This window comes from Arthrobacter arnarulunnguaqae, from assembly GCF_051262515.1.
GTDB lineage: Bacteria > Actinomycetota > Actinomycetes > Actinomycetales > Micrococcaceae > Arthrobacter_N.
The window spans coordinates 122,762-145,528 of record NZ_JBIMER010000008.1 but is presented as its reverse complement, the minus strand read 5'-3'; the positions used below and the strand labels follow the sequence as shown (position 1 = coordinate 145,528).

Below are 22,767 nucleotides of genomic sequence, written 5' to 3'. Positions count from 1 at the left end.
TCGCGGCTTCCGTTCGTGAACAGGCCCAACAGGTTTGTTCCGAGCAGTCGTTCGCGCGTCAGTCCCGCCCATCGCAGCAGTGTGTCGTTCGCCTCCACGACCGTTCCGTCGACAAGGGTCAGCACACAGCCGGTGGGAGCGGACCGGAACAACGCCTCGTAGTCCACTGATACGGTTCCGCTCTCCCGCACCATTACCGGGTCCTGGATGATTTGGCGCCGACACCGTTCGGTCGGCTCTCACGCGGACGCCGGTGGGCAAACGGGCTTGAGGCGTGCGGGAATTCAGGCCAGGGGTGGGCGCGGGGTCTCGCCGTGCCCCGATCTACGGCCGTGACCGCGAAGGATCTGGTCGCACGTGTGCGTGGTCCCGGGTGCGCGCCCGGGTGGCTGCCTCGCAGGTCAATTGGCAATTTCATGTCTCCCATCAGGGGATCTGCCGTGCGTGGATATCTTTGACAGATGTTGCTATTTTGCCGAGACTACCCCCCAGTCGCGGCGTCCTCGGGGTGAGACTAAATGGTTCGGCGGGCACGTCCACGCCAGTCGCTGGGGGGGGGAACCCGGGGATGCCGGCTGCCGATGGGTCGGGATGACGTGGCCAGGCGGGCACGGGTAGGCCCGACGCCCTGTCGGGCCGGAACTTCCCGGTTCCGAGGGGCGATGTGTGCGCTGCCCTCCGTTTGGTGGGGCTATCCGTTGGGTCCCGGGGGGATCCGCGCCCAGGCCCGGACCGTTTTTCGGCGGCGAAGCCACCAGAGGGCGAGCCCGGCGAGGACCAGTACGATTCCCACGGCCACCGCAGCGACGAAGATGGGGTTGGCTCCCTCGTCGGCGTCGACGGCTACCCCTTGGCCGGCGTCGGGGAAGACGATGGTGGCCGTGGCCTCGTGGGAGACCAGGCCGCTTTTGAGTTCGAGGGTTGCCTGCCAGGGCCCGTTGGGAAGTTCGGAAGGCAGGGTCACGCGGACGGGGGCACTGTCCCCGGGGGCGATGGTTGTGCCCTTGTCGATGGGGTTGGGTCCGGCGGAGAGACCCGCGGGGCCGCCGTCGAGCTGGAGGGAACCCGTGATGTCCAGGGCCCTACCTCCCGTGTTGGTGACCGTGGTGGCGAGTTCGGGGGCGCCGTCCGGGTTGCGGCTGGGGGTCAGCCTGTCGATGCTGAAGTCCGCGGGCGGCCCGTTGCCGGGACCCACGGAGAGGTACACGCGCACGCCGACCCTGCTGGCGTTGACGATGCCCTTCGCTGCGTCGTTCGATGACCGCACCTCTGCCCACACGACCGCGTATTGTTCGCCTTCCGGGGCGTCCGGTGGAACGTCGACGGTGACCAGGACCTCCGTGCTGGTCCCCGGTTCGAGGGCGAGGGCGGGCCGGTCGACGGAGGTCCACGTGGTTAGTTCGCTGTGGACCTGTCCGGTTGCGGGGCTGAAGGCGTTGTCCTGGACGGTGGCGGCGGAGGGGTAGAGCCGGAAGTCCCGTGTCTCGTCCGTCCCGTTGGCGATTTGGATGCGCCGTTCGATCGTGGTGCCGGGGTTCAGGTGGTCCACGATGTAGGAGCGGGCGCGGGGGTCGTCCTGGGTGGCGGCCGGAACGTCGAGGAGGCGCAGGCCGATCCCGGGTTCCTCCAGCGGCGCGGTCCGGGAGGCTGGGACCGTGCCGGTGTTCGCCGCGGCGTGCGCCGCGGCTGCCGGCAGGAGGACAAAAAGCAGTAGGGCAAAGACGGTGAGCCGGGAACGCAACAGGGGGGCCTCTGTAAGGGGGGTAGGGTTTTGCGAATCGTGAACCACGAGGTGGGGACGGCCATGAAGGGCACCGTCCCCACCCGGTCGTTAGCTCAGCGAGTGCGTGAGGGTGCCCGTGTAGGTGCCGCCGGTGGTGGTGTTCGGGACGTTGACGACGATGGATGTGTTCCAGGTGGCCGTGTTGTTTCCACCGTCGGCCGCGGTCACTGTGTTGCCTGCTCCGGTCGGAATGGTTCCCTCGGACGCCGTCACCGTGCTCGTGTACTCCGCCAAGGAGGTATCGATGACCCCGGTGGCCGCGTCCGTGAGGTCCGTGAGGACAGCGGTGCTATCCCAGCCGAGGCCGTCGCTGTTCATGTCGGACACGTTCACCCCGGTGAGCTCTCCGGTGGCCGTCGAGGTAGTAGCCGATGCCCCCGAGTGGGTCAGAGTCAGGGCGGCGGCCGTGGTGTCCAGGACCAGGAAGCCCGACTGGATCTCGACGGTGGCGGTGTTGGTGCCCTCTATGACGTCCGCGGCGGACGCGGGAAGGGCCATGGTGCCGACGAGGGCGGCAGAGCCGATAACGACCAGGGATGTGCGAACGATGTTACGCATGGGAGAGACCTTTGCTAATGAAACCGGGATGCCGGCCGGATGGCCAGCAGGGAGGAAAGAACCGGCCACGTCGTGCCGGACCTTCGCCCTGGGCGAAATTTATCATTAGATTGGCTTAAATTCACACACCCTGTGTTAAAAAGCACAGCAATCGCAATGCCTGTTGAGTCAGTCGGGCGCCGACGGAACCGCTGAATCGTGCGTGACTAGGTACTACATCTATACGTGGGGTCTTCTAAGAGTTTTAAAAATAAAACTCAGAAAGTGACTCCCTGCTCACCCGCCACACGGGAGGTAGGGGGATTTGAGCCCCGAGGGTGCTGCGAAAAGGTAGGCAAAACTCTGCCGATACTCCCCGGAATCCACGTGACGATGATCCCACCCATGGTCGCGCGCCCAGATAGGCGAGTTCGTCGTGGCCGATTTGGGCCGCGTGCAGCGCGTCGAGCAGCGTCCGGCGCTGGCAGTCTTCGTCTATGTCCACTGTCCGGTCCCCTGCTTCCCGCAGCTGGTGTTCGTGCCGTGTTCCTCCGAGGCGATTCTGGCCCAGGGACGGGCCGGTGGGGAGACATGGGAGACAGCCGCCTCACCGGTTTCGGAGACCGCGACCGCACCCGTGGAACGCCGGGGTCCTGTTTCGGGCAGTCACACGGACGAGGTCCCGTGTGGTGCTTGCAATGCAAGTAATGCAAGCATCCCCGGCTCGAGGATGGCGTCCAGGTCCATGAGTTCGTGGGGGAGTACTGGTGACGTATGCGCCGTTATCGGCGTTCGCGGAGACCCATGAACTGGAGAAGCAGCTGGGCCACTGGGTACAGCGTGGGGCAGGGGTCGTTGATGCGTGCACTCAGGGCATCCAGATCAGAATGTCTGCCAGGCGCAAAAGGGAGAGGGGACGCCCGTCAGGGGTGGTTTTGGTGGAGGCGAGATCGGTCATCCAGGACGTGTTGTCGCGGATGTCTTCCCACAGCGCCTTTCGGAGCGCCTCCGGACGTTTAGTTCCGTAAAACTGGTGGACTCGGGAATCGATCAGGGGGACGATGTGCGGCCGGCGCCGGTGGAGGACCTTGGATACGGTCACGGCAGTCCACCATTTGACCGGGATGGCGGCCGTGTTGGCCGCGGCAAGACCTTCGACCGCTTCCTCCAGCGAGGAGAGATCCTCGTAGGACTCGAATGGCCGAACGTCCCTCAGCTCGGCCAATGCCTGGTCCAATGACGCGCGGAGGCGTTGTGCGGGCCCGCTGTCGTCGGTGAAAAGGGGAATGACGTCCCGCGCGCTGAGCTGCAGGCTCAGGAGGTTGGCCATCAGCACGTCGGACGGCGTTAGAGGGGCATCGATGGCGCCTTGGTTGTCGTAGGTGTTGAACGCGTAGCCCCGGGTTGTGGACGTGTAACGGTCCAACTTGTCGCGCGCTTCGCCTTGCAGCGATGCCAAACCACTCGATGCCATGTCTGGTTCCCCTCGTAGATCGCGGCGCCCCGGCCGGGACTGTCCGTTGTTGGTGCGGCACAGGCCGAAGCATGCGCAAACCTAAATCCGGTTAGGCCTGGATTCCCGCCGTTTGGCCCGGTCGCGCTGGCCACTGGTTGAGCGATTGCAGATATTCCGTTGCCGCGGCGTCCTCGTTGAACTCCAGCAGGTTCCCCACCTTCTCCAGCAGGACCTCGCGCACCTCGGACGGGGTGGCGAAGAAGAATTCCTTGCGGGAATTGGCCTGGTTGAGTCGTCTGGCGGCGAAGTGTTTGTGGAGTTCGTTCTCGAGTGTCACGGCGTCCTCGGAGAAGAACAGCGTGTGGATGTCGAAGCGGAACGGCACGGACGCTCCGCCGAGTTCGGTGACGCGTTCGGTGGGCTCGAGACGTCGTGTGAGGCCGATCTTGACGACGTCCTCGCCGAAGGCTCCGCGGTTGGAGATCACGTAGATGTAGCCGGCGCGGATGTTCGCCGCCCGGAAGTCGTTCTGCGTGATCGCGTCGTCGATGCTCGCCAGGCGCTGCTCCAAGTCGCTGTCTGCCTGACCCGCGGCGCGCAGCGCGTTCAGTGTGTTCAGGATGTGGCTGCGTTCCTTATCGAGCCGGGCGCGTTCCTCCGCCAGTTCGCGTTCGACACGGCGTTCCTCGCGCAGCCGGGCCCGCTCTTCGCGCTCGGCTTCCTTTTCCTCCTGCTTCTTCATCAGCCAGTCGGCGGTGAGCTCAATCTCTTCGTTGCGCAGGTGGTGGAAGTCGTCGCTGATGCGCATTTCCATCATGGCGCCGAGCTTCGCGATGGCGGTCCGGGAGGCTTCGAGCCGGCGTTTGGCGGTCACGACGTTCCCGACCTTCAGCGACCGGATGCTGTTGTCGGCCTCGGCGTTGTAGGCGCGGAGCATGAGCTTGGCCAGGTCCTCGGACATCCGTCGGCCCTTGGCCAGCGAGTTGTCGAAAGTGAAGAGGTTGGACTTCACGATCGCGCCGCCGAGTTTCACGAGCTCGGCGATCCGGGCCTCGATCTCGTCGAGGCGGTCCCGGAACGACGCGGCGTTCTCCAGGGGGTGGTGGTAGCGGTAGATCCCGACTTCTTGCAGTACCCGCGCATCGTCGAGTTCGACGTAGTCCCCGGTGGTGGCGTTGGCTTCGGAAAGCCGCTGCCGCAGCGCGGCGTTCTCCGCCTCCAGCAGCGCGATTCTGGCGGACTCGGGCGGGGTGCCCGGACGGGCGGGCACGGAGGGGGCCGGGTCTGTGGCAGCTTCGGCGGGTACGGAGCCCTCGGGCGGCAGCCACAGCTGCCAGTCCTCCGGCGGGTCGGGCCACGCTGGGTCCGGGGTCCACCCCACGGGAGGCCGCCAGCCGCGGGGCGGCTGGGGCCAGCCCGGGGGTGGGTTGAACACCAGGGCTTGTTCGGTGGCTGCCATCAGGAGCGGCGAACGCCGGTGCTGTTGGCCGGGACGAGGCCGAGCGGGTTCTTCGAGACGGAGGCGCCGAGGTGTTCCAGTGTGGCAGCCGGGACGACCGCGGACAGGTCGAGTTCGGAGAACGTGTCGCGGGGGGCGCCCACCGCTGCCAGCGGGATGTAGGTTTCCCGGCCGGTGGCCGGGTTGACCGTCTCGGTGCCGACTTCGAGAGCGATGCTCTGGACGAGTCCGCGGCGGTCCGATTCGAAGACCTCGTGCAGGGTCCGGAGGGCGACCTGGTGGACGACACCCGCGTAGCGGTCCTTCGCGTCCTTCTGGGAAAGGGAGACCGGGGTGATCTCGTCGCTGGCCTTGACGTAGCGGTAGGACTTGATCGCGGGGATTGTGTCCGGGCCCGGGATCAGGACCCGCAGGGAGAGTTCGGCGTTCTCCGGATCGAACTGGGCCTCGTGCTCCACGGTGAAACCGTCCGGGTACACGGAGTTCGCCAGAACGATCCCGATGTACTCCTGCACCGCGTCGACGGCCCCGTAGCTGAGGTTCGCCATGAACTGCTCGAGCGAGGCGTTGTGTTCGGAGGTTTCCCGCTCGCGCTGCGCGCATTCTTCCTTGTAGCGGTCGACCTCGACCTTCAGCGCCTGTTGGCGTGCCCGTTCCTGGGCGTCGTGCTGGTCTGCCAGCTGTTGACGCCTGCCGGGAAGCTGCTGCATCTCGTGGTCCCAAGCGGCGTGGGCCTGCTCGTACTCCGCCTCGGACTGCGCCTGTGCCTCGGCGAGCTTCTTTTTCCGACCGAAGATCCCGGTCGGCGGGGCCGGAGGCTGGAGGACCGGCGGGAGGGGGTCGGGGATGAGCGTGGGCGCCGGGACGGGGTTTCTCAGGTCTCCACGGGGGAACGGCGGGTGCTCGACGGTCCGGCGCAGGTCCTTGAGGTCAACGTAGTCGTCCACGTCCAGGGTCGCCTCGAGGAGCGTGTCGACGCTGTCGAACGTGGCGGCCAGTTCGGCGTTGAGCTCCTCGACCTCGGCCTGCCGGGAAGCTACGTGCGCGGCGGCGGCCTCCTTTTCCAGGCGCTTGCGGTCGGCCTCGGAGGCGCGTCCCGCTGCGAGCATGGCTCGCTCTTCGGCCCTGTGCGCCTGCTCGCTGCGCCGCACCGCCGCCGCGCGTTCCCGCGCGGCGGCACGCTGGCGTTGCTCGGCCAGCCTGTTCTGGTGCTGCATTTCTGCCAGGAAACCTCGTCGACGCGCCACAGCTGCCTTTCAATAGGATGAGCCTCACATTATCAAGCGGCTGGAACGAACGCCGCCGCGCACGAAAGCGCCTCGAGCGGCTGCAACGTCATAGATGCTGTTGCAGCCGCTACCCAGACGCTCTGTTGTTGTGGTCCTTGGTGTTGAGCGTGAAGACTCCTGCCGGACCGATCAGCACATGGTCGATGTCCGCGGTGCCGGCGCCGACCGGGACGGCGTGCAGAACCGCCCATTCGGGAGCGAGCGATGCCAGGATGTGCCCGGTCCTGATTTCCGCAAAGGCGACCTGGTACCAGGGCCGGTTGTCGGGGCCGAGCGGATTTCCCTCCGTGCGTGTCTGACCTCTGGCACTAGAGCATGTTCTGTTGGCGGTTGAGCCATCGTTCGAACCTCTTGGGTATGCCCGTGAAGAGGGCATGAACGCTCGTGGTCGCCCATTTGATAGTGCTCACTGCAATGAAGACGATGATCGCGCCGACCACGGTTACGCCCATGGGGGTGTCCATCCAGGCAACGACGAACGCGAGTAGTTGTTCGGTCATGGCCGGAGCTTATGCGCCGGAACCGACGGAATGGAGCCCGCATGGGACGATCGAGGAATCGGCGGCGTCAGGCCGTCCGTGTCACGGGCGCAACTGGCGGCGCTTCCTTCATGCGGCGGCGTGCTTCCTTGTGTCGGTTGACCGGGGTGGCGGCGACGACGAAGCGCCGCACGACTGGCGCCGTCACCTAAGCCACCGAGGGAACGCGCCCCCGGTCCGATGTCACTTACTTCGGGCGAACGCTCAACTCTTTCAATGATTCCGGTGCCCATCGAAGGTAGTAGGCGAAAAACGGGTCCGCGATATAGAGCATTGAATATTCGTTGTCGTACTCAAGGACCGGTTCGCCCTCAATCCTGTCACGAGCAATCTTGGTCATCTGGTCCAGGATGTTTGTAATTTCATGGCGCTGCGGCAGGTCGGAGTCCAAAACGTTCTTCAGTGCAGCACGAACATCCTCGTACTGCAACGAGGTGCGCGGACCCGTGCTGGCGATTGCCGCTAGGACCGCGCCGTAGATATCGGTTTCCAGTCCGTCCTTCAACAGGCGGATGTTTCGGTCGTTCCTCTGCCGGGGTCCGTTTTTGAGAAGGTCGAAGGCGGTCTTGGAAGCGGCCGCGGCGCGGGCACGGAAGAACTTTTCCCAGTCCGGTTCACTCACCTTAGAGCTGCCTTGCGGGACCGTTCGAACGAGGGCAAGGCAGTGCGCCTGCATGAGATGGGGGCTGCCGAAACTCTCCGCCGCTAAACGCTTTGCAATTGAGTTCGAAATGTCCAGTGAGAGAGTATCGAAGCCGAGGGTGGCAATCTGAACGAGATCCTCTTCCTCCCACTGCCCGAGCGAAACGCTGTCTACGCGCCCAGTCATCTCCTTCTCGACGCGCACCGCGTCGTAGGCGCGGTGGGGAACGGCAATTAGCATGACCGGCAGCCCCTCGAAGACTAGGTCCTTCAGGCCGCGGACGATCTTGGCCTGTTCCGTTTGCGGCACGTAGTGGAAGTCGTCGACAATGACGAACGGCTTATTGTCTAGTAGGGCATCCCGAGCGGCCGACTTTGTCGAGCGTGTTCGGCCGCGGGAGACGTCGCGCTGAGTACTAGTGGTGTCACCAACCGTGCCGCTACCGCTGACGAAACCGCCGTTGAGGCCACCCTCGAGACCGGCAGTGTGTTGTTTGGAACTGCCGGCCGAGAGGTCGATATCGGTGAAGACCTCCAACTCGTCGCAGATGGAAGCCCAGAACTCATCAGCGGTCTCCAAGGCCCCCCCGGACAGCCAGATCCCTTCGCGGAAGAACCGCTTCAATAGGACGGTCTTACCGGTTTTGGTTGGTCCTGATACGGATAGCAGCGACGTATGTGCGCCGTTCGCCCATTCGGCCACTTGACCTTCGATCCCGAGGTGTTCGCGTGACACGTATGTCACTTGGGGCATACCACCTGGAATGAACACTTCAGCTGGCGTCAAAGCTTTCATAAAACGAGTATATGAGGCCACGGAGACTTAGTATGACTGGAAGGGGTGCGCGCGACTGGTCCCTCCAGCGGGGCGTGCTTCGAGTCCGCGAACGTCGGACGTGGCGGACAGATTCTGACCCACGGGAAGGACCTGGATTCGCCGGATGTCAGAAGCGTCCGAGCCAGGGGTCCAGCTCGGTGGCCGACGGCCTATCGATTGATGTTGGTTGTTCTTGCCTCTACACTGTTCTTGAGCTTCCATCCTGCGGGGTGGAAGAAGTGGAGCCAGGACCCCCGCCGTTGTGACGGGACCTGGCTTTCGCGTTTTATATGCCGATGGGCACGATGAGGACGTCCTTCTTCACGACTTCCAGATACTCGTCATTGCCGGCAAGTGCATCACCATAGGCTCCAACGACTTGGTCTGCGATCCACAGCATGGGATCGGACGATCCCAAAAGCCAATCAACGTGGAGCCCAACCGGGAGAGCCTGTGCTCCACGGAGCCTAGGTATGAGAGCGCGGTCCCGCTTGTTAAGCGAGTCTGTTCGAGCTTCCAGGAAAAGACTCTTCCCGCCACGGCCTTCGATCTCCCAACAGAGGCGTTCCAAGCACTTGGCGCGAGCGCGTTCCTGACGCTTGGGATCTAGCGGGCTGGCAGCGATGACAATATGGTCGAGTCTCAGATTCGCGATGGCTTGGACGGACTGCAGTTTGTCCTTGTGCTCCAGTTCCCTCCAATGTAGCTTGAGGCCCGATTTGTGGACGCCGCGCATGGATTCGCGCGCGATGTCTGCACTAGGGGCATCGGCCAGGGCGGCGCCAAGAAGGTACAGGGGGGTCTTAACTCCGACGGTGCGCATACTCTCGTCGCCCCACGCGACGATTGCGTGACTCTCGCTTGATGCTTCTTCCATGTCCCCTGCTTCTCCGCGACCCTATGCACGCCCAAGGCTGCACGGACGTGCCGCTTATTGTCGAATCGGTCCCGGCGGCAACACCTGAGTATTGGGCGTGTCCTCCGTGACCCGTCGTCAATCATCCGGCTTGGCGACTGGGGAGACAAGTTGGAGACCCCCACGTACGGAGCGGATACAGCGCGCGTTTGAAGCGGATATAAGTGCTGTTACAAGCGGGTCGATAAGGCCTTTGCAGCGGATTCAGGAGACGTTTTTGGCGGATTGTATTAAAGGAAGTAATACTAGGACCCCCAGTATCCCAGGGACCCCCGGTATATCTGGTCAGTCCGCTACAAGCGACAACGACTTTTGGAGAATCCGTGCAGGAACCTATTGACGCCCTGGCGTCCCTAAGACGCGCTGTAAAGAAGGCCAAGCGAAAGTCGTCAGTCCAGTTTCCCGTGTCCTTCGTGCGCTCCGACGGGGATCTCCCGCCGCTGGCCCGGTTGATGAAAGGAGGGCGGGGTGGCGAAGTCCGCCTGCGTCTCTACTTGACCCTTGCGATGCAGGCCACGAAACACCCTTACACGCTTCCCGCCAGGACGTCGCTGAGCTTGGCGCGCATGCTTTCATTGCCAATCGACACGGGGCCGCGCCAGGTAGCCGCAGCCCTTAGGTGGCTTGAAAGGAACCGGCTCCTTGTTCGCGATCAAGAGCCCGGGAAGGCGCCCAGCTTCCGGCTTCTCTCGCCCGATGGAACCGGCGAAGAATGGGCCAAGGGGTATGAACGTCGCTATATGACCTTGCCCATCGAGCTTTGGTCGGACGGGTGGATCCTCAGGCTCAACGGACGCTCACTTGCCGTCTACGTCGCTTTGCGTGAGCTAACGGGGGGTAAGCCCATAGGAGAGGTCATGGACGGGCACCGCAAGCGTCAGTATGGGATGTCCGACGACACCTGGACGCGTGCCACACGGGAACTGATGGAACTGGGTCTTCTAATTGCGTCGGAGGAGATTTATGGCGACGACACATGGATCCGTCGTCGCCGTAAGCGTTACCGGCTTGTCGATCTCGAACAGGCTGGATCGCCCTCTTGGACAACACCGAGCCTTCCATCCCGCGACTGAATCCCCTGCCGCAGGTTGGTGCCCTAGGTGTTGCGCGTTTTCCGACCACAAGTGTGGTAGGTTTATGCGCAATAAAGGGGATGAAGCCACATGGCCGGAAAGACGCTCTTGCTCGTTGCCGAACCACACTCCGAGGACGAACGCCTCGAGCTGCTGGGACTGTCGGCAACCATGATTCACGATGCCTTTCGTCCGGCACTTTCAACGGCGAATGGTCGTAGTCGCCTTGCTCTGCGATCGACGCCAGGCACCGACCTTTATCACAACGGCATGGAACAGTTCGCGCTTAGGTTGTCGCAAGACGGATGGCAGCTCGTTTACGTCGACCATCAGCCAAGACTGCTCCACCCGGAAGGACTAATCTCGTTCACGCTGGCGGCTGCTACGAACGTGGGAGAGCGGCACCCCCGCAAGAAGCCGAGGACCGGCCGGAAGGGAAAGGCAACGCGCGCTTCGCTGGATGCCGCCGAGAGCTGGCCGGCCCTTTTCGAGATTGGCGACACGGGAGGCAATCATGAGCTAGTGGCCGCCGCGGAGGCGGCGCCATTCTGGATGTTGGTCCACGAAAAGACGGACCAAGGCCTCAAGCTCGAACTACTACGTCCACAATCAATGTCCCCCGCTGGCATCGTCAATGATTGGAGCGATCGCATCTCGATTCCCTTCCTCCCGTTCGATGACATGTCGGTTTTCGACTCGCCTGATGACGAGACACTCGGAGTCGATGTTCCCGTGGAGCCTCGCTAGGTATTAAGGCATTACAGATGTTCAACCCTTCCCGCCTTCGCCTGGCTCGTCAGCGCCTTGGACTAAGTCTGACCAAGCTGGCGAACGAAAGTGGAGTCTCGCTGCGCTCCCTGACCAATTATGAAAGCGGCAAGTTCCCGCCCACGCCCGAGAATCTACAAAGGCTGGCGGATGCGCTCGCTCTTCCGCCAGCGTTCTTCGAGCGAGAATCAATTGATCCCGTTTCAACCATGTCGGCGAGTTTCCGCAAGCTCAGCAGGACCACGGCAACCAAGCGCGATGCCGTGCTCGCCGATGCGAGTCTGGCTGTCGAGTTCTTTGGCCTCCTAGAGTCGCGGTTCAAACTTCCCGATCCAGACATTCCACCGATCGAGAACCTTTCTCCGGAGCATGCGGCCGATTTTCTGCGGCGTGCCTGGAATCTAAGCGATCGGCCCATAGCCAATTTGATCCACCTGCTCGAGGCCAAAGGTGTGCGGGTGGTCGCCTTGAGGCATGAGCACAGTGACATAGATGCCTTTTGTTTTTCCCGCGATCGCGTTCCGTACATCTTCTTGAATACATCCAAATCCGGGGAAAGGCAGCGCTATGACGCGGCTCATGAACTTGGGCACTTGGTGCTTCATTCGGAAGACAATATGGAGGCAAGCGAGTCAAAAGTCCGGGAGATGGAAGCCAACCGTTTCGCAGCAAGTCTGTTGATGCCGAGAAGTGCCGTATATGCCCAGTCAATGGCCAGTGCGAGCCTTGAGCGTGTGCTGGCAGCCCGTTCCTACTGGAAGGTCTCGGCTATGGCGATGACTCACCGCCTGCATGAACTGCACCTCCTCAGCGATTGGCAGTATCGCACGATGTGTATCTCACTATCGGATGCCGGCTACCGGTCAAGCGAGCCCGGAGGCATCGTAAGGGAAAGCTCTCAGCTGCTCAAGAAGGCGCTCTTCGGCGGTAGTGGCCGAGTCAGGATCCGTGAGGCTGCAGACGAATTGGACGTAAATTCTGACGTTATCCGCGTATTCCTTCAAGGACTCGTACCAGTCGCTGCGTGATGCTCGCAGACGACCCACAACCACAGTGAATCCGCGTAGATTCCTTCCGCAATGACGCGAGTGTTCTGAACCGGTGACACCGACGGCATGTCGCCGCAGTTTCCAGAAACCGAATGCAATTCCCCATCCCTAATGCCGATACGGGTGTTCCAGTTCCTTGGTTGTAGGACGCCCTGCGCGGGGTGGCGGCAAGACGCGACGCGCCTATGATCCGCGTTCCAGAACTAATGCCGGAAAGGCGTCTCGGTGACTGCGTACGATCACAACTACTGGTACGTCTGGCGGATGAAGCTGGCGGGGCTTGCCTCTGGTACTGCAAGAATTCTGGGCCAAGGTAGCGTGACCTCATGAACAGCACGACGGTCGAGAAGCGGCGCTCTGGAGTGTGCATTGGATGAGGTCGCCGTCAGGTGGGAATCCCTCCTTGAGGGCCTCCGCTCCAGTCTCGACGGCGAGGCAAATGTCGTGGAGACTCATCGGTCCACCGCGGCCGACGCGCCGGTATTTGCTGGGGCCGAGTTCCAGCCTGCAAAGGGGAGCGAACCACAGCTTTTCCTGCTCTGCATCGACGGGAACGAACTGCTGCTGAGCTTCGGGGACGGCGCCAATCGGTGGGAGTTGGACTGGAACGATGACTCCCTCGTGATGATCGAACGGATTGCACAGGCCGTGTGCGCCGGCAGGTGGAAGCAATACAGTGCTCCCGGACGCAAGCACCTTGACGTCGAACTCGATGACGGCACGGTGGTTGACTCGAGCGGCTGGGAGGCCCCAATCGGGCTGATTCCTATGCCAGGTTGGCTCCGCCGCGCCAGGAAACGAGGGCAAGGGATGAAGGATGCCGAGCGGTACCACCAGTTCGTCGCCGACACGTTCCGTGCGGCGGCCGTGGCCGAGCTCGGCGACCTGCCCTATGAGGTCACCATCGTTCACCCTGAGGTCTTGTTGGAGACGACCTCCGCCGTCGGCGATCACTTCCGCATGCTGTCCCGAGGTGACGTCTTCGAGCTGTTCTACCGGCAAGACTTCGTCTACATGGACTTCATCATGGACGTCGACGAGGAGCTCGCTGGGTTCGCCACCGAGGCGCTGCGGGAAGTCCGGCGCCTCTGCGACGGCCGGGCGATCATGATGCCGACCAAGACCCGAATCCGCCGTCGCCCGATGTACGAACTCACCACAGCCAGCGGCGAGATATGGCCTTTCATGTTCCACGGCTTTTCGTAGCTCAGGGATGTCAGCGGTGAGATCGGAGCGCCGGCGTGCCAGATGGTCTGGCTTGGTCGGCCCGCCGCGTTTTTGACCAAAGCTAGTGCACACCTCCAGAGGTCCGAGAGGGCAGTGGTCATATATGCGGTTATCGCCACCCCGGAGGGCGGAGAGTTGTCCTTTAGCTCCAGTCGAAGAAGCCCTGGCCGGTCTTGCGGCCGAGTTCGCCGCGGGCGACCTTGCCGCGGAGGATCCGGGGCGGGGCGAAGCGGTCCCCGAGGGTGGAGTGCAGGTACTCGGCGATGCCCAGGCGCATGTCCAGGCCCACGATGTCGGTGGTCCGCAGCGGTCCGGTGGGGTGCTTGTGGCCGAGCACCATGGCGTTGTCGATGTCGTCCCAGGCTGGTTTGCCTGGGACCGCCCGTTTTCGTGTCCGTCCTGCTCGGGAGTGGGCGCTTCGACCACACCTTCGTCCAGCGGCGCCCACCCATGCCCCCTTGACAGGAAGCAAACTACATATCAATTGGAGACCATGCCGCCGTGGACCAGGATCGACTGTCCGCTACCCTTCCTGCCGTGTGGCGTCGGCGTCTGCGCGGGGCCGCCACCGCCTCAGCGGTGTGCGGGCCTCGTAGGCCTGCGCGGAAGGGTAGGTCACGAGTTCCACGGTGCTGCCCCACGGGGTGCGCGCATAGAGGTACCGGTTGCCCTGTCCGGCATCGCCGCCCGGGAGGTCGGCGGGCGGACCCAGCAGCCGCCCGCCGGCGGCCTGCAGCCGCTCGGCGGCCGCGTCGATGTCGTCGACATAGACGCAGAAGTGCTGCAGACCGTAGTCGCTGGGGACGACGGGTTCTCTCTGGTCGGTGCCGGAGTAGGTGAAGAGTTCGAGGTTCGGCCCCTCTCCCAGGCGAAGCATGCGGATCGCCTCGATCCTTGCGCCGGCGGGAATGCCCAGTCCGGCTTCGACTGCGGGACCGGCCAGCGGCTCGTCCAGCATGTCGTAGATCTTCTCGGCCCCGAAGGCGTCGGCGAAGAAGCGGGTGGCCTGCTCGAGGTCCGGTACGGTGATGCCGATGTGCTCAATGGCTCGGATGCTCATGTGATCTCCTCTATACCTGGGCCGCGGACCAGAAGCCGGACTGGGTTGCCTCGTACATCCGGCCGCCCCGCGCCCGGGTGCCGATGGTGCGCACGCGGTGGTCGTCCACGGCCCCGGACATGACGTCGCTGGACACGCGGTCCTGTGCCCAGACCACCCCCGGACCCGAGGGGGCCGGCTGGTCGGTGAGGATGGCGACGTTCCTGGCCGCGAGCAGTTCGCTCAGGTAGGTGCGTTGCATGTCGTTCGTGTCCACGCCGACGTCGCTTCCCGGGGAACTCAACGTCACGTCACGGCCCTGTTCGGCGAGCCAGAGCGAGGCGAACAGGGCGATCTCGGTGTCGCCGTGGACGGTGATCCGCTCTGCGTCGGGCGCCCGGCGCGTGGACAGCATCTCCACTGCGTCGATGGACCCCTCGGGCGCCTGGTCGGCCGTGGTTCCGGTGGCCAGCAGCACGGCGTCGTATCCGGCGAGGTCGGCCTCGCCAACCTCGTCTCCGAGGCGCAGTTCCACACCGGTGCGTTGCAGTTCGGCGCTGTAGAACGCGATCAGCGTGGAGATTTCCGTGTTCAGGACCTCGGCCGCGGCCCATGCCCGGAGTTGGCCGCCGATCTCCTCCGCGCGGTCCACCAGCGTCACGGCGTGGCCGCGATCGGCGGCCAGGATGGCCGCCTCGCATCCGGAGGGACCGGCGCCGACGACGAGGACCCGCTTGGCGACTGGCGCCGGGCGGCGGGCCTCCGCTGCCCGCTTCTCCTGCGACAGGGCGGGGTTGATGACGCACTGGGTGCGCTGCCCGTTGAACATCCACCGGGAGATGCACTCGTTGACCGCGAGGCACCGGCGGATGTGCGCGGTCTCGCCGCGGCGGGTCTTGTCAACGATGGTCGGGTCGGCCAGCGCCGCGCGTCCCATGGCGACGAAGTCCAGTTCCCCGGCGGCGACGTCGGCGTTCAGCTCGTCCAAGAGCCAGACGAGGCGTCCGACGCCGATGACGGGGACGGACACGCGCTTTTTGACGGCCTTGGCGTAGTGCAGGAGGTTGCCCGGAGGGACCATCGGCAGCAGCGTGGCCGCGGTGTCGTAGTTGCCCGCCGAGACGTCGAGGGCGTCGACGTATTCCTCCAGCATCCCGGCGAACGCGAGGCCGTCCTCCATGGACAGTCCGCCCTCGTAGGGTTCCTCGACGCTGTACCGGTAGATCACCGGGTAGTCGGGTCCGACCTGCTCGCGGACAGCGCGCACGACCTCGAGCGCGAAGCGGGCACGGTTCTCCAGCGAGCCGCCGTACTCGTCGGTGCGCTTGTTGGTCTTGGGGGAGAGGAACTGCTGGAGGAGGTACCCGTGCGCCCCATGGAGCTCGACCGCGTCGAAACCCACCTCCTTCGCACGGCGGGCTCCGTGGGCGTACTTCTCGATCAGGCCCGGGATCTCGTGGAGCTCGATGGCGCGCGGCGCCGTTCCGAAGGCGCTGGTGATGTCCGCCGTCGGAGCGATCGGCGGCACGTTGCCCTCGGTGTTTCCCTGCGAGTTCTGCCGGCCCGTGTGGTGCAACTGGACGGCGATTTTCGAGCCTTCGTTGTGCACGGCCTCCACCAGGTCAGCCAGGCCGGACCGGAACCGGTCGTGGTCGATCCGGATCGGGTGGCCCACCGTGCGGCCGACCTCCCAGTCGACGGACGTGTTCTCCGTGATGAGCAGGGCGGCCCCGCCGCGTGCCCGCTCCCGGAAATACTCGATGAGCCGGTCGGTCACCTCCCCGGACGTCCCGGCGTATTGGGTGAAGATCGGCGACTGCACGAAGCGGTTCTTGAGCGCCATCCGCCCGATCCGCCCGGGCTGGAACAGGGCGCCGTGCTTGACGGGGCCGCTGGTGGTGATGGTCGTGGGCAACATGGGGGCTCCTTCGATACGGGGAGACGTTTCCTCGGTTGCTAGCAAGTATCGAAGGAATCCGGGCGCGGAACTTGTCGCGGTGCGCACAACAGTGTGCCCCGCGCGCAGAGTGTTGCGCGGCTCACATTCAGCTGCGCGCGCCTCGGGCCTCCCGCGGCGATCGACCGTAGGCCGCGCGGTAGGCGCGGCTGAAGGACGAGGGGTTGTCGAAGCCGGTCCGGTGTGCGATCTCCGTGATGGACAGCGGACCGCTCGACTGAAGGAGCCGGTTGGCCGTTTCGCGACGCCGGCACATCAGGTATTGGCGGCAGGTTTCCCCGCTGCCTTGGAACAACATGTGCAAATACCTGGTGGACACCGCGTTGGCGCGGGCTATGTCGTCCACGGTGAGCTGGGCGTCGCCGAGATTCGCGTCGATAAAGGCCTTGACCTCCATCAACCGGATGGCCCGTGTATCCAATGTCAGGCCGGGCGAGGCGCCGATGGCCGAGGACAGCAGGTCGATGGCGACGCGTCCCGCGGTGGCAGCTGCGTCGCCGTCCAGTCCTTTCATCGTCTTCAAGGTCCGCAGCCAGTCGAAGAGGAGCCGGAGGCTCGGGGATGGTGGCAAGGGGCGGGCGACCAGCGTCTCCAGCTGGGGCACTGCGTCGCGGCAGAGGTCGCGGGGCAGGAACAAGGTGGTCTTAACGAGCGTCCCGTTGCTGAAGCACTCGCTGGGCCGGACCCCGTCCCAGAGGGCCGCGTAGCCGGGAGCGATCTCGGCTGCCCGGCCGCTCTGCGTGAACGTCTCGCGACCTTGCCGCACCAGGAGGACGGCGACGTACTCGCCGTCAGTGCGTTCGATCTCCCTGGAATCGCGGCGGCCGGTCATTCCGCCCAACCGGCAATCCACGGCCCATGGTCCTCCGAGCAGCACGGTCTTATGCTCCAACACGGCGTCGCGCCGGACGTTCAGTCGCCACGGAAGATGGCTCGTCGAGAAGTCGTTAACCATCTCATTGCTGACCGTGGACATCGTCGTCACTGGTACTCCCTTTGCAGACGGCAGGCCGCTTAGGGGCAAAGCGGCCGGAGTGTGGTGAGGATAACACTCGAGGTGAGGGCGGGCCAACTTTGAACGTCACCAAGCAACGGCCGACACCAAGTGTCACGAGGCCAACCAGACCGGCGCTGGAGTACATCGCCGAGGAGCACGGTTACTTTTGATGGCCCACGCGGGCAAGGGGATGCCGGTAGTGATGGCGGCAGTGGCGGCCCAGCATCTACCGCGCTTCAGGGACGGTCTCCTGAGTATCCGGGGGAGCTGAAGTGTCTCGTTTCTGGCTTAGTTTCTGTTGCGGTACCTCACAAGTAGAGAGGAAGCCCTGTCACTTCCTGTTCGCGGACTTTTCTTGGTCTCAGAAAACGTTCGTTTGATGAGACATCGTAGCGGTGCATATGGAGGAGCCGCCCGGCGAAACCCGGATCCGCGCCATCTCCGCCATCCGCTGCCGATCGGATCAGCGCGTCGCGTCTCAATACACTGTCTCATTCGCTAACGTCTCAACTAGACGGAATTGATCGAGTTATTGAGACGGGGCACAGTGGCAAGTTTGGGGTACGCACGCGTGAGCACGTTAGAACAGAACGCGGACCTGCAGACGCGGGCGCTCGACGGCGCCGGGTGCCTGAAGGTCTACACGGACCACGGGGTCAGCGGCACCCAAGCAAGACGACCGCAGCTGGACAAGCTGCTGGAGAACGCCAGGACTGGGGACGAGCTGGTGGTGTGGAAGCTCGACCGGCTCGGACGGAGCACTCGTCACCTGCTCGAACTCGTGGACTCGCTCGAATCCCGGGGCGTCCACTTCCGGTCCCTCACGGAGGGGATCGCAACCACCGGCCCGATGGGCAAGGCGATGCTGACGATCATGTCCGCGTTCGCGCAGCTCGAGCGCGACCAGCTCGCCGAACGCACCCGCGCCGGACTTGCGGCGGCGGCCGAACGAGGCCGCAGGGGCGGACGGCCCGGCGTCACGCCCGAAAGCGAGAAGGTGCGGCAGGCCGGCCAATACCGGGAGGCCGGGTTGACGCCGCCGGAGATCGCGAAGCTGCTGGGCATCAGCCGGGCCACGGTGTACCGCTATCTCGGCCTCCTGGCCCAGAGCGCCGCGGTCGCCGGTAGTACCACGTCCGGATCGCGGGTGGCCTGAATTGAGCTCGGAACCGACAGAAGGATACTCCTACGGCCTGGTCCAAGCGGTCTGCGATGTTCTCGGGCAAACCCAGGAGCCAGGACTCTCTGGCGCTGAGATCGACAAGCTGCTCGGCAGCATTGGGACAGAGGCCCGGGATCGCAACGTCAACAAGCGGACAGGCCTCTTCGACGCACTGTATGGAGCGCAGCGCCTCGACGGCAGGATCTTTATCCGGTTTATCACCCGCGCCATGGCCCCGGAACGCTACGTTAAAGACCGGCAACGGTTTGAGGATCTTCGGCAGCAGCTGAACGAGGTGATGATCTTCCACAAGCTCGTGGTCAACGAAAAAGGACGGATAGCCCGCGCCTTGGCTAAGGCGACCACACTAAGCGAAGGTGCAAAACTGGCCGGGCGCCTTCACACGGAACTACGACACCGGGCCGTCCACGACTTGCTCTTCACCTACTGCTCAGAAGAACTCGTGAACAAGTCCCTGTTCCACGCGATCAGCGAAGCCGCAAAGAGCATTCCCAACAGGGTCCGCGAAATGACGGGCTTGATCGGTGATGGCTGGGCCCTGTACAACGCAGCGTTCGGACACCGAGACGGCAAAAACCGAACCGCCCCACGACTGTTCATCAACGACTACCTCACCGAATCTGACCAAATCGAGCACGAAGGGTTCCGTAGTCTCCTAGTCGGCGTTCACGGCCACTATCGCAACCCCCGAGCGCATTCCAACCGGATCCATCGAGAAGAGGACCTGAACGACTTCCTCGACGCCATGTCTCTGTTCTCCTACATTCACAAGCGTCTTGATACAGCCCAACCCGAATCTGCTACGGCTTAAGAAGGCAACCGAGGAAGGTGCGCCCGAGCAATGAGTACAGACCCAGCAATGACGGAAATGCAGGGGCACCGCGCGTACGTCGGCACGACCTCCGAGGGAGAAGCCGCTGTAGGCCGCATCGCTATCTGGGCCGCGAGCGTGGAACAGAACCTTGTGCACCTGTGTGCCCGGTTAATCAACACCGACGACTACGAAATTGGATACGCCGTGACTGCAAACATGAGTGCGTCAGCGGTAATCGAACTTGTAAGGAAATTGGTCACTGACTCAACGACAACCATCGACAAGGACAGGGTCGAAGTCCTGGCAATGCTCACGGAAGCAAGGGCAGCCCTAGTGCAACGTAATCGGATCCTGCATGCGAGCGTGGGAGAACTCATGTTCGGAGGCAAAACGGTCTTCTCTCGCCGACGGAAAAACGGACCCGCGCCGGATGGGCGGAGTCCGGTCTGGGAGTCCAGTTTGCTTGGACTAGACGAGCTTGATGAAATCGGCGCACGGCTTTTTAAGGTCTCGGAGGACCTTTGGGCATACGTCTATTTGCCGTCTGATTAGCCCGTTTAGACCCAAGTTGCCGTTACGGCGGCCCGGCCATCGACCAGCGCGTCGAGTGCCTGGTCGAACTGGGGCCGCGAGGTCGGGGGCCGGACGCCCGGTGAGATCAGATCAATATGGAGCTCATCGCGACGTACTCCTGCGGCCAGGTCGATGAGGTGGCAGTTTTACGGGCGGGCCATACGGGAATGCGAGGACTCTGGAATGACGGGAGAATTGGTCGGCGCACCACGAACCTACTCCTCGGCGCCCGTCACCTATCGGCATAGCCCCAACGGGTGGGCGTCAGGATGGAGTACGCCCCAGCCTGACGTCAGGGACGCCTTCAAATCGCGTCAGGTTAGGATCAGTTTTCTCGATTCTGGACACCCGTCGCGCAAGGTTTTAGAGTTCATCCTGACAGTCAACGGCTGATGATTCGACATAAACAGCCTGACAGTCCCAGGAAACTCCCGTGCGTCCGCCCGATTGGCTCAGCCCGGGCCATTGCAGGCGTCGGCGAGCTGGGAGGACGTGTCGCCACGGTGCGGCCTCCCCTGAGCTTGGATTCTGGCTCGGCCGCGTGCAGACTCTAAGAACGAATGGGTCAGCGCTGGCAGGCAGTCCAAACCGGATCGGGGAATGGCTCCTAAGCGACCAGAATCGTGGTTAGGTAACTCCTCTCGTCACCACGCACCGAAAGGACAACACATGGGCGGTTCATCAGAAGATTTTCCGGATCCAGCCGATACCTCCGCGGGGACCACTGAAGCGGACTCCGAGACGACGGATGACGCTCCGCTCTTCCCAAGTCGAGAAGACCTCGGTCCAGACGAGGAGGACCCCAATCTTGGTCCTGTTGCGGTCAGCGAAGTAGGTGTCACCCCCGCCGTCGAGAATCTTCGCGATTCCCGCGGAGCGCCCTCCGACCAAAGATGAGCCTGAGCGGGAAATGCACCGCGGAAGGCACGACGTGGTTCTTCCTTGTAGGAAGGCATGGCGTCATGCTCATGGATCTCAGCGCACCCGGGAACGCCCTGCGCAAGAGGGGAGTCCCCGGCCAGCGGCCATCCGCCGGCATATTCGCCACTAGTCGGTTTCGGGTTGTCGGGATAATCCCGCGACCGCACCACATGGCCTGCGTTGGGGCCTTGTGGTGCGGTCGCACGTTCCAGTTCGAGGCATTGGGAGGCCAACTTTAGGCTAGTTGCCCCGCCCGTCGACCGAACACCATGCCGGCGGCCAAACCTGTCCCGCCCGGGTAGTTCTCGCTGAAGAGACCACCTAGCATCTCACCGCAGACGTAGAGCCCATCTATGGCCTCCCCGTCCGCCCTCAGGACTCGGCCGTGGGTATCAGCCTTCAAGCCTCCGAAGGTGAAGGTAATTCCGCAGGTGACGGCGAAGGCGTAGAAGGGGCCCGTTTCCAAGGGGGCGGCCCAGTTGCTCTTGGGCGGCTCGACCTCGGCCTTCCGGCCGTCCTTCACGGTGGGGTCCCAGGCAATGTTGAGGTCGATAGAGGAGTTGAATGCCTCGACGGTGGCGGCCAGATGTGAGGGGTCCACATTGATCTTGCGTGCGAGTTCCTCGATCGAGTCGGCGCTCTCCACGGAGATGCCCGGCATGTCGTACTCTTCGCTCCGCAGGAGGGCGCGCTGCGAGGCGTCGAAGACTTGGTACGCGATCGATCCGGGCTGTTTGAGGATCTCGGCCCCGTACTTGGCGTAGGTGTAGTTGCGGAAGTCGGCGCCCTCGTCGAGGAAACGCCTCCCCTCGGTGTTCACGATGATGCCGAGCGGGTAGCCCCCTCGCGTGAGCCGGTTGGTGAGTTCGCGGTTGCTTTCGTTCTTTTCGGTGAAGGCGTCCCACTGGACACTGTGGCAGGTGCTCCAGTCCCCTCCCGGAGCGGCCCCCAGATCGAGTGCCGCCTGGAGGAGCGATCCGTTGTTGTAGGGGGTGCCTCGCACTTTCGCGTTCTCCCATCCCTCACCTAGGTGTTCGCGGCGGAGCTCGGGGTTCGTCTCGAAGCCGCCGGCAGCCAGGACCACCGATTCGGACCTGAGCTGCCCGGCCTGCCCGTTGGAGTCCGTGAACTCGGCGCCCACCACCTTGCCGTTCTCGACCAGCAGACCGGTCACGTCATGGCCGTAGCGGACGTCGATGCCCAGCTCGTGCGCCACCCGGGTGTGGTCGGCGATGAGGCCTTCGCCTCCGCCGACGTTGCCGATGTGCAGACCACCCCAGAACAGGTAGCCGCCGTCCGGCCGCTCGTAGGCCTGGCGCTCGTACATCAGCCGGTACTTGAGCCCGAGTCCGTGTAGCCATCGAAGAGTCGGCTGGCTCTCTGTGACGAGCACCTGCGTCAGATCCGAATAGTTCTTACCGTTGGTCACTTTGGCCAGATCTGCGGCGTACTCCTCGGGCGAATACGGCGGCACCTCGGTCAGTGGATGGCGGTCGTCGGGCTCCACCACATCGCGAATGCCTTCGAAGCCGTCGTGGGAGATGCGGGTGGCCCCGGCGGTGTAGTAGCTGTTGCCGCCTGCCATGTCCGCCTCTCCCTTCTCGAGGAGTACCACCGAGCGGCCTCGCTCGGCCGCTGCGTGGGCGGCCGAGAAGCCGGCGTTGCCCCCTCCGACGACGATCACGTCGGCGTGAGTGATTTGATGGGTCTGATTGCTGGTCATGGGCG

Annotated in this window: 21 protein-coding genes and 1 pseudogene; 7 read left to right on the top strand and 15 right to left on the bottom strand. The window is 63.7% G+C overall.

The features are described from left to right. The 10 genes from ACHAAJ_RS09815 to ACHAAJ_RS09770 all read right to left on the bottom strand — a co-directional run. A partial coding sequence (locus tag ACHAAJ_RS09815; RefSeq protein WP_435727907.1) for a PAS domain-containing protein occupies nucleotides 1-194 on the bottom strand: 194 nt, incomplete at its 3' end. A 497-nt stretch (nucleotides 195-691) separates the two neighbouring features. Continuing rightward, nucleotides 692-1,741 carry a COG1361 family protein gene (locus tag ACHAAJ_RS09810; RefSeq protein WP_435727905.1) on the bottom strand — a complete coding sequence of 350 codons (1,050 nt, stop codon included), beginning with the start codon at nucleotides 1,739-1,741 and terminating at the stop codon, nucleotides 692-694. A 90-nt stretch (nucleotides 1,742-1,831) separates the two neighbouring features. Beyond that, complete coding sequence (locus ACHAAJ_RS09805; RefSeq protein ID WP_435727904.1) at nucleotides 1,832-2,341, bottom strand: hypothetical protein; 510 nt, start codon at nucleotides 2,339-2,341, stop codon at nucleotides 1,832-1,834. An 847-nt stretch (nucleotides 2,342-3,188) separates the two neighbouring features. Further along, complete coding sequence (locus tag ACHAAJ_RS09800; protein ID WP_435727902.1) at nucleotides 3,189-3,794, bottom strand: DUF6308 family protein; 606 nt, start codon at nucleotides 3,792-3,794, stop codon at nucleotides 3,189-3,191. Nucleotides 3,795-3,885: 91 nt separating this feature from the next. Continuing rightward, nucleotides 3,886-5,235, bottom strand: a complete 1,350-nt coding sequence (locus ACHAAJ_RS09795) for an SNIPE associated domain-containing protein (protein ID WP_435727900.1) — start codon at nucleotides 5,233-5,235, stop codon at nucleotides 3,886-3,888. Then, nucleotides 5,235-6,452: a hypothetical protein gene (locus ACHAAJ_RS09790; RefSeq protein ID WP_435727898.1), complete on the bottom strand. Its 1,218-nt coding sequence runs from the start codon at nucleotides 6,450-6,452 to the stop codon at nucleotides 5,235-5,237. The genes ACHAAJ_RS09795 and ACHAAJ_RS09790 overlap by 1 nt, the downstream gene beginning before the upstream one ends. 139 nt (nucleotides 6,453-6,591) lie before the next feature. Next, nucleotides 6,592-6,900: a nuclease-related domain-containing protein gene (locus ACHAAJ_RS09785; protein ID WP_435727897.1), complete on the bottom strand. Its 309-nt coding sequence runs from the start codon at nucleotides 6,898-6,900 to the stop codon at nucleotides 6,592-6,594. Beyond that, nucleotides 6,833-7,024 (bottom strand): hypothetical protein, encoded by a 192-nt coding sequence (locus ACHAAJ_RS09780; protein WP_435727896.1) that lies wholly within the window; start codon nucleotides 7,022-7,024, stop codon nucleotides 6,833-6,835. The genes ACHAAJ_RS09785 and ACHAAJ_RS09780 overlap by 68 nt, the downstream gene beginning before the upstream one ends. A gap of 226 nt (nucleotides 7,025-7,250) precedes the next feature. Next, nucleotides 7,251-8,501: a hypothetical protein gene (locus ACHAAJ_RS09775; protein WP_435727895.1), complete on the bottom strand. Its 1,251-nt coding sequence runs from the start codon at nucleotides 8,499-8,501 to the stop codon at nucleotides 7,251-7,253. Nucleotides 8,502-8,808: 307 nt separating this feature from the next. Next, a complete protein-coding gene (locus tag ACHAAJ_RS09770; RefSeq protein WP_435727894.1) occupies nucleotides 8,809-9,399 on the bottom strand; it encodes a hypothetical protein in 591 nt (196 codons plus the stop codon). 362 nt (nucleotides 9,400-9,761) lie between these two features. Here ACHAAJ_RS09770 and ACHAAJ_RS09765 point away from each other — a divergent pair, with 362 nt between their 5' ends. The 4 genes from ACHAAJ_RS09765 to ACHAAJ_RS09750 all read left to right on the top strand — a co-directional run bounded on the left by ACHAAJ_RS09765 (nucleotide 9,762) and on the right by ACHAAJ_RS09750 (nucleotide 13,534). Next, nucleotides 9,762-10,511 (top strand): hypothetical protein, encoded by a 750-nt coding sequence (locus ACHAAJ_RS09765; protein WP_435727893.1) that lies wholly within the window; start codon nucleotides 9,762-9,764, stop codon nucleotides 10,509-10,511. 90 nt (nucleotides 10,512-10,601) lie between these two features. Beyond that, on the top strand, nucleotides 10,602-11,258 hold the full coding sequence (locus tag ACHAAJ_RS09760; protein WP_435727892.1) for a hypothetical protein: 657 nt from the start codon (nucleotides 10,602-10,604) through the stop codon (nucleotides 11,256-11,258). A 17-nt stretch (nucleotides 11,259-11,275) separates the two neighbouring features. Then, nucleotides 11,276-12,307: an XRE family transcriptional regulator gene (locus ACHAAJ_RS09755; RefSeq protein ID WP_435727891.1), complete on the top strand. Its 1,032-nt coding sequence runs from the start codon at nucleotides 11,276-11,278 to the stop codon at nucleotides 12,305-12,307. A 390-nt stretch (nucleotides 12,308-12,697) separates the two neighbouring features. Further along, entirely contained in the window at nucleotides 12,698-13,534 is an 837-nt protein-coding gene (locus tag ACHAAJ_RS09750) for a hypothetical protein (RefSeq protein WP_435727890.1), read from the top strand. A 163-nt stretch (nucleotides 13,535-13,697) separates the two neighbouring features. On the opposite strand, the pseudogene ACHAAJ_RS09745 reads toward ACHAAJ_RS09750, so the two are convergent. From ACHAAJ_RS09745 to ACHAAJ_RS09730, 4 genes and pseudogenes are all read right to left on the bottom strand, one after another. Next, a pseudogene (locus ACHAAJ_RS09745) lies at nucleotides 13,698-13,913 on the bottom strand (3-hydroxyacyl-CoA dehydrogenase family protein); the annotation flags it as partial. 165 nt (nucleotides 13,914-14,078) lie between these two features. Then, entirely contained in the window at nucleotides 14,079-14,615 is a 537-nt protein-coding gene (locus tag ACHAAJ_RS09740; RefSeq protein ID WP_435727889.1) for a VOC family protein, read from the bottom strand. 10 nt (nucleotides 14,616-14,625) lie between these two features. Beyond that, entirely contained in the window at nucleotides 14,626-16,512 is a 1,887-nt protein-coding gene (locus ACHAAJ_RS09735) for an oxidoreductase (RefSeq protein WP_435727888.1), read from the bottom strand. 127 nt (nucleotides 16,513-16,639) lie between these two features. Further along, the gene (locus ACHAAJ_RS09730) at nucleotides 16,640-17,527 is read right to left on the bottom strand and encodes a helix-turn-helix domain-containing protein (protein WP_435727920.1); all 888 of its coding nucleotides are present in this window, start codon (nucleotides 17,525-17,527) and stop codon (nucleotides 16,640-16,642) included. 592 nt (nucleotides 17,528-18,119) lie between these two features. On the opposite strand from ACHAAJ_RS09730, the gene ACHAAJ_RS09725 reads away from it, so the two are divergent. The 3 genes from ACHAAJ_RS09725 to ACHAAJ_RS09715 are packed head-to-tail and all read left to right on the top strand — an operon-like array spanning nucleotide 18,120 to nucleotide 20,097. Beyond that, the gene (locus ACHAAJ_RS09725) at nucleotides 18,120-18,704 is read left to right on the top strand and encodes a recombinase family protein (protein WP_435727887.1); all 585 of its coding nucleotides are present in this window, start codon (nucleotides 18,120-18,122) and stop codon (nucleotides 18,702-18,704) included. A 1-nt stretch (nucleotide 18,705) separates the two neighbouring features. Then, nucleotides 18,706-19,542, top strand: coding sequence for a TIGR02391 family protein (locus ACHAAJ_RS09720; RefSeq protein ID WP_435727886.1), 837 nt, complete (start codon nucleotides 18,706-18,708; stop codon nucleotides 19,540-19,542). Nucleotides 19,543-19,590: 48 nt separating this feature from the next. Further along, nucleotides 19,591-20,097 carry a hypothetical protein gene (locus tag ACHAAJ_RS09715; RefSeq protein ID WP_435727885.1) on the top strand — a complete coding sequence of 169 codons (507 nt, stop codon included), beginning with the start codon at nucleotides 19,591-19,593 and terminating at the stop codon, nucleotides 20,095-20,097. A 1,177-nt stretch (nucleotides 20,098-21,274) separates the two neighbouring features. Here ACHAAJ_RS09715 and tcuA read toward each other — a convergent pair. Beyond that, the gene (gene tcuA, locus ACHAAJ_RS09710) at nucleotides 21,275-22,762 is read right to left on the bottom strand and encodes an FAD-dependent tricarballylate dehydrogenase TcuA (protein WP_435727884.1); all 1,488 of its coding nucleotides are present in this window, start codon (nucleotides 22,760-22,762) and stop codon (nucleotides 21,275-21,277) included. Nucleotides 22,763-22,767: the final 5 nt, after the last annotated feature.

What these genes read in the sequence shown, in the direction of transcription:
- ACHAAJ_RS09730 (WP_435727920.1), bottom strand. Translation starts at nt 17,527, where the DNA reads ATGTCCACGGTCAGCAATGAGATGGTTAACGACTTCTCGACGAGCCAT.
- tcuA (WP_435727884.1), bottom strand. Translation starts at nt 22,762, where the DNA reads ATGACCAGCAATCAGACCCATCAAATCACTCACGCCGACGTGATCGTC.
- ACHAAJ_RS09740 (WP_435727889.1), bottom strand. Translation starts at nt 14,615, where the DNA reads ATGAGCATCCGAGCCATTGAGCACATCGGCATCACCGTACCGGACCTC.
- ACHAAJ_RS09785 (WP_435727897.1), bottom strand. Translation starts at nt 6,900, where the DNA reads ATGCCCTCTTCACGGGCATACCCAAGAGGTTCGAACGATGGCTCAACC.
- ACHAAJ_RS09780 (WP_435727896.1), bottom strand. Translation starts at nt 7,024, where the DNA reads ATGACCGAACAACTACTCGCGTTCGTCGTTGCCTGGATGGACACCCCC.
- ACHAAJ_RS09770 (WP_435727894.1), bottom strand. Translation starts at nt 9,399, where the DNA reads ATGGAAGAAGCATCAAGCGAGAGTCACGCAATCGTCGCGTGGGGCGAC.
- ACHAAJ_RS09795 (WP_435727900.1), bottom strand. Translation starts at nt 5,235, where the DNA reads ATGGCAGCCACCGAACAAGCCCTGGTGTTCAACCCACCCCCGGGCTGG.
- ACHAAJ_RS09715 (WP_435727885.1), top strand. Translation starts at nt 19,591, where the DNA reads ATGACGGAAATGCAGGGGCACCGCGCGTACGTCGGCACGACCTCCGAG.
- ACHAAJ_RS09760 (WP_435727892.1), top strand. Translation starts at nt 10,602, where the DNA reads ATGGCCGGAAAGACGCTCTTGCTCGTTGCCGAACCACACTCCGAGGAC.
- ACHAAJ_RS09735 (WP_435727888.1), bottom strand. Translation starts at nt 16,512, where the DNA reads ATGTTGCCCACGACCATCACCACCAGCGGCCCCGTCAAGCACGGCGCC.
- ACHAAJ_RS09755 (WP_435727891.1), top strand. Translation starts at nt 11,276, where the DNA reads ATGTTCAACCCTTCCCGCCTTCGCCTGGCTCGTCAGCGCCTTGGACTA.
- ACHAAJ_RS09805 (WP_435727904.1), bottom strand. Translation starts at nt 2,341, where the DNA reads ATGCGTAACATCGTTCGCACATCCCTGGTCGTTATCGGCTCTGCCGCC.
- ACHAAJ_RS09790 (WP_435727898.1), bottom strand. Translation starts at nt 6,452, where the DNA reads ATGCAGCACCAGAACAGGCTGGCCGAGCAACGCCAGCGTGCCGCCGCG.
- ACHAAJ_RS09800 (WP_435727902.1), bottom strand. Translation starts at nt 3,794, where the DNA reads ATGGCATCGAGTGGTTTGGCATCGCTGCAAGGCGAAGCGCGCGACAAG.
- ACHAAJ_RS09775 (WP_435727895.1), bottom strand. Translation starts at nt 8,501, where the DNA reads ATGAAAGCTTTGACGCCAGCTGAAGTGTTCATTCCAGGTGGTATGCCC.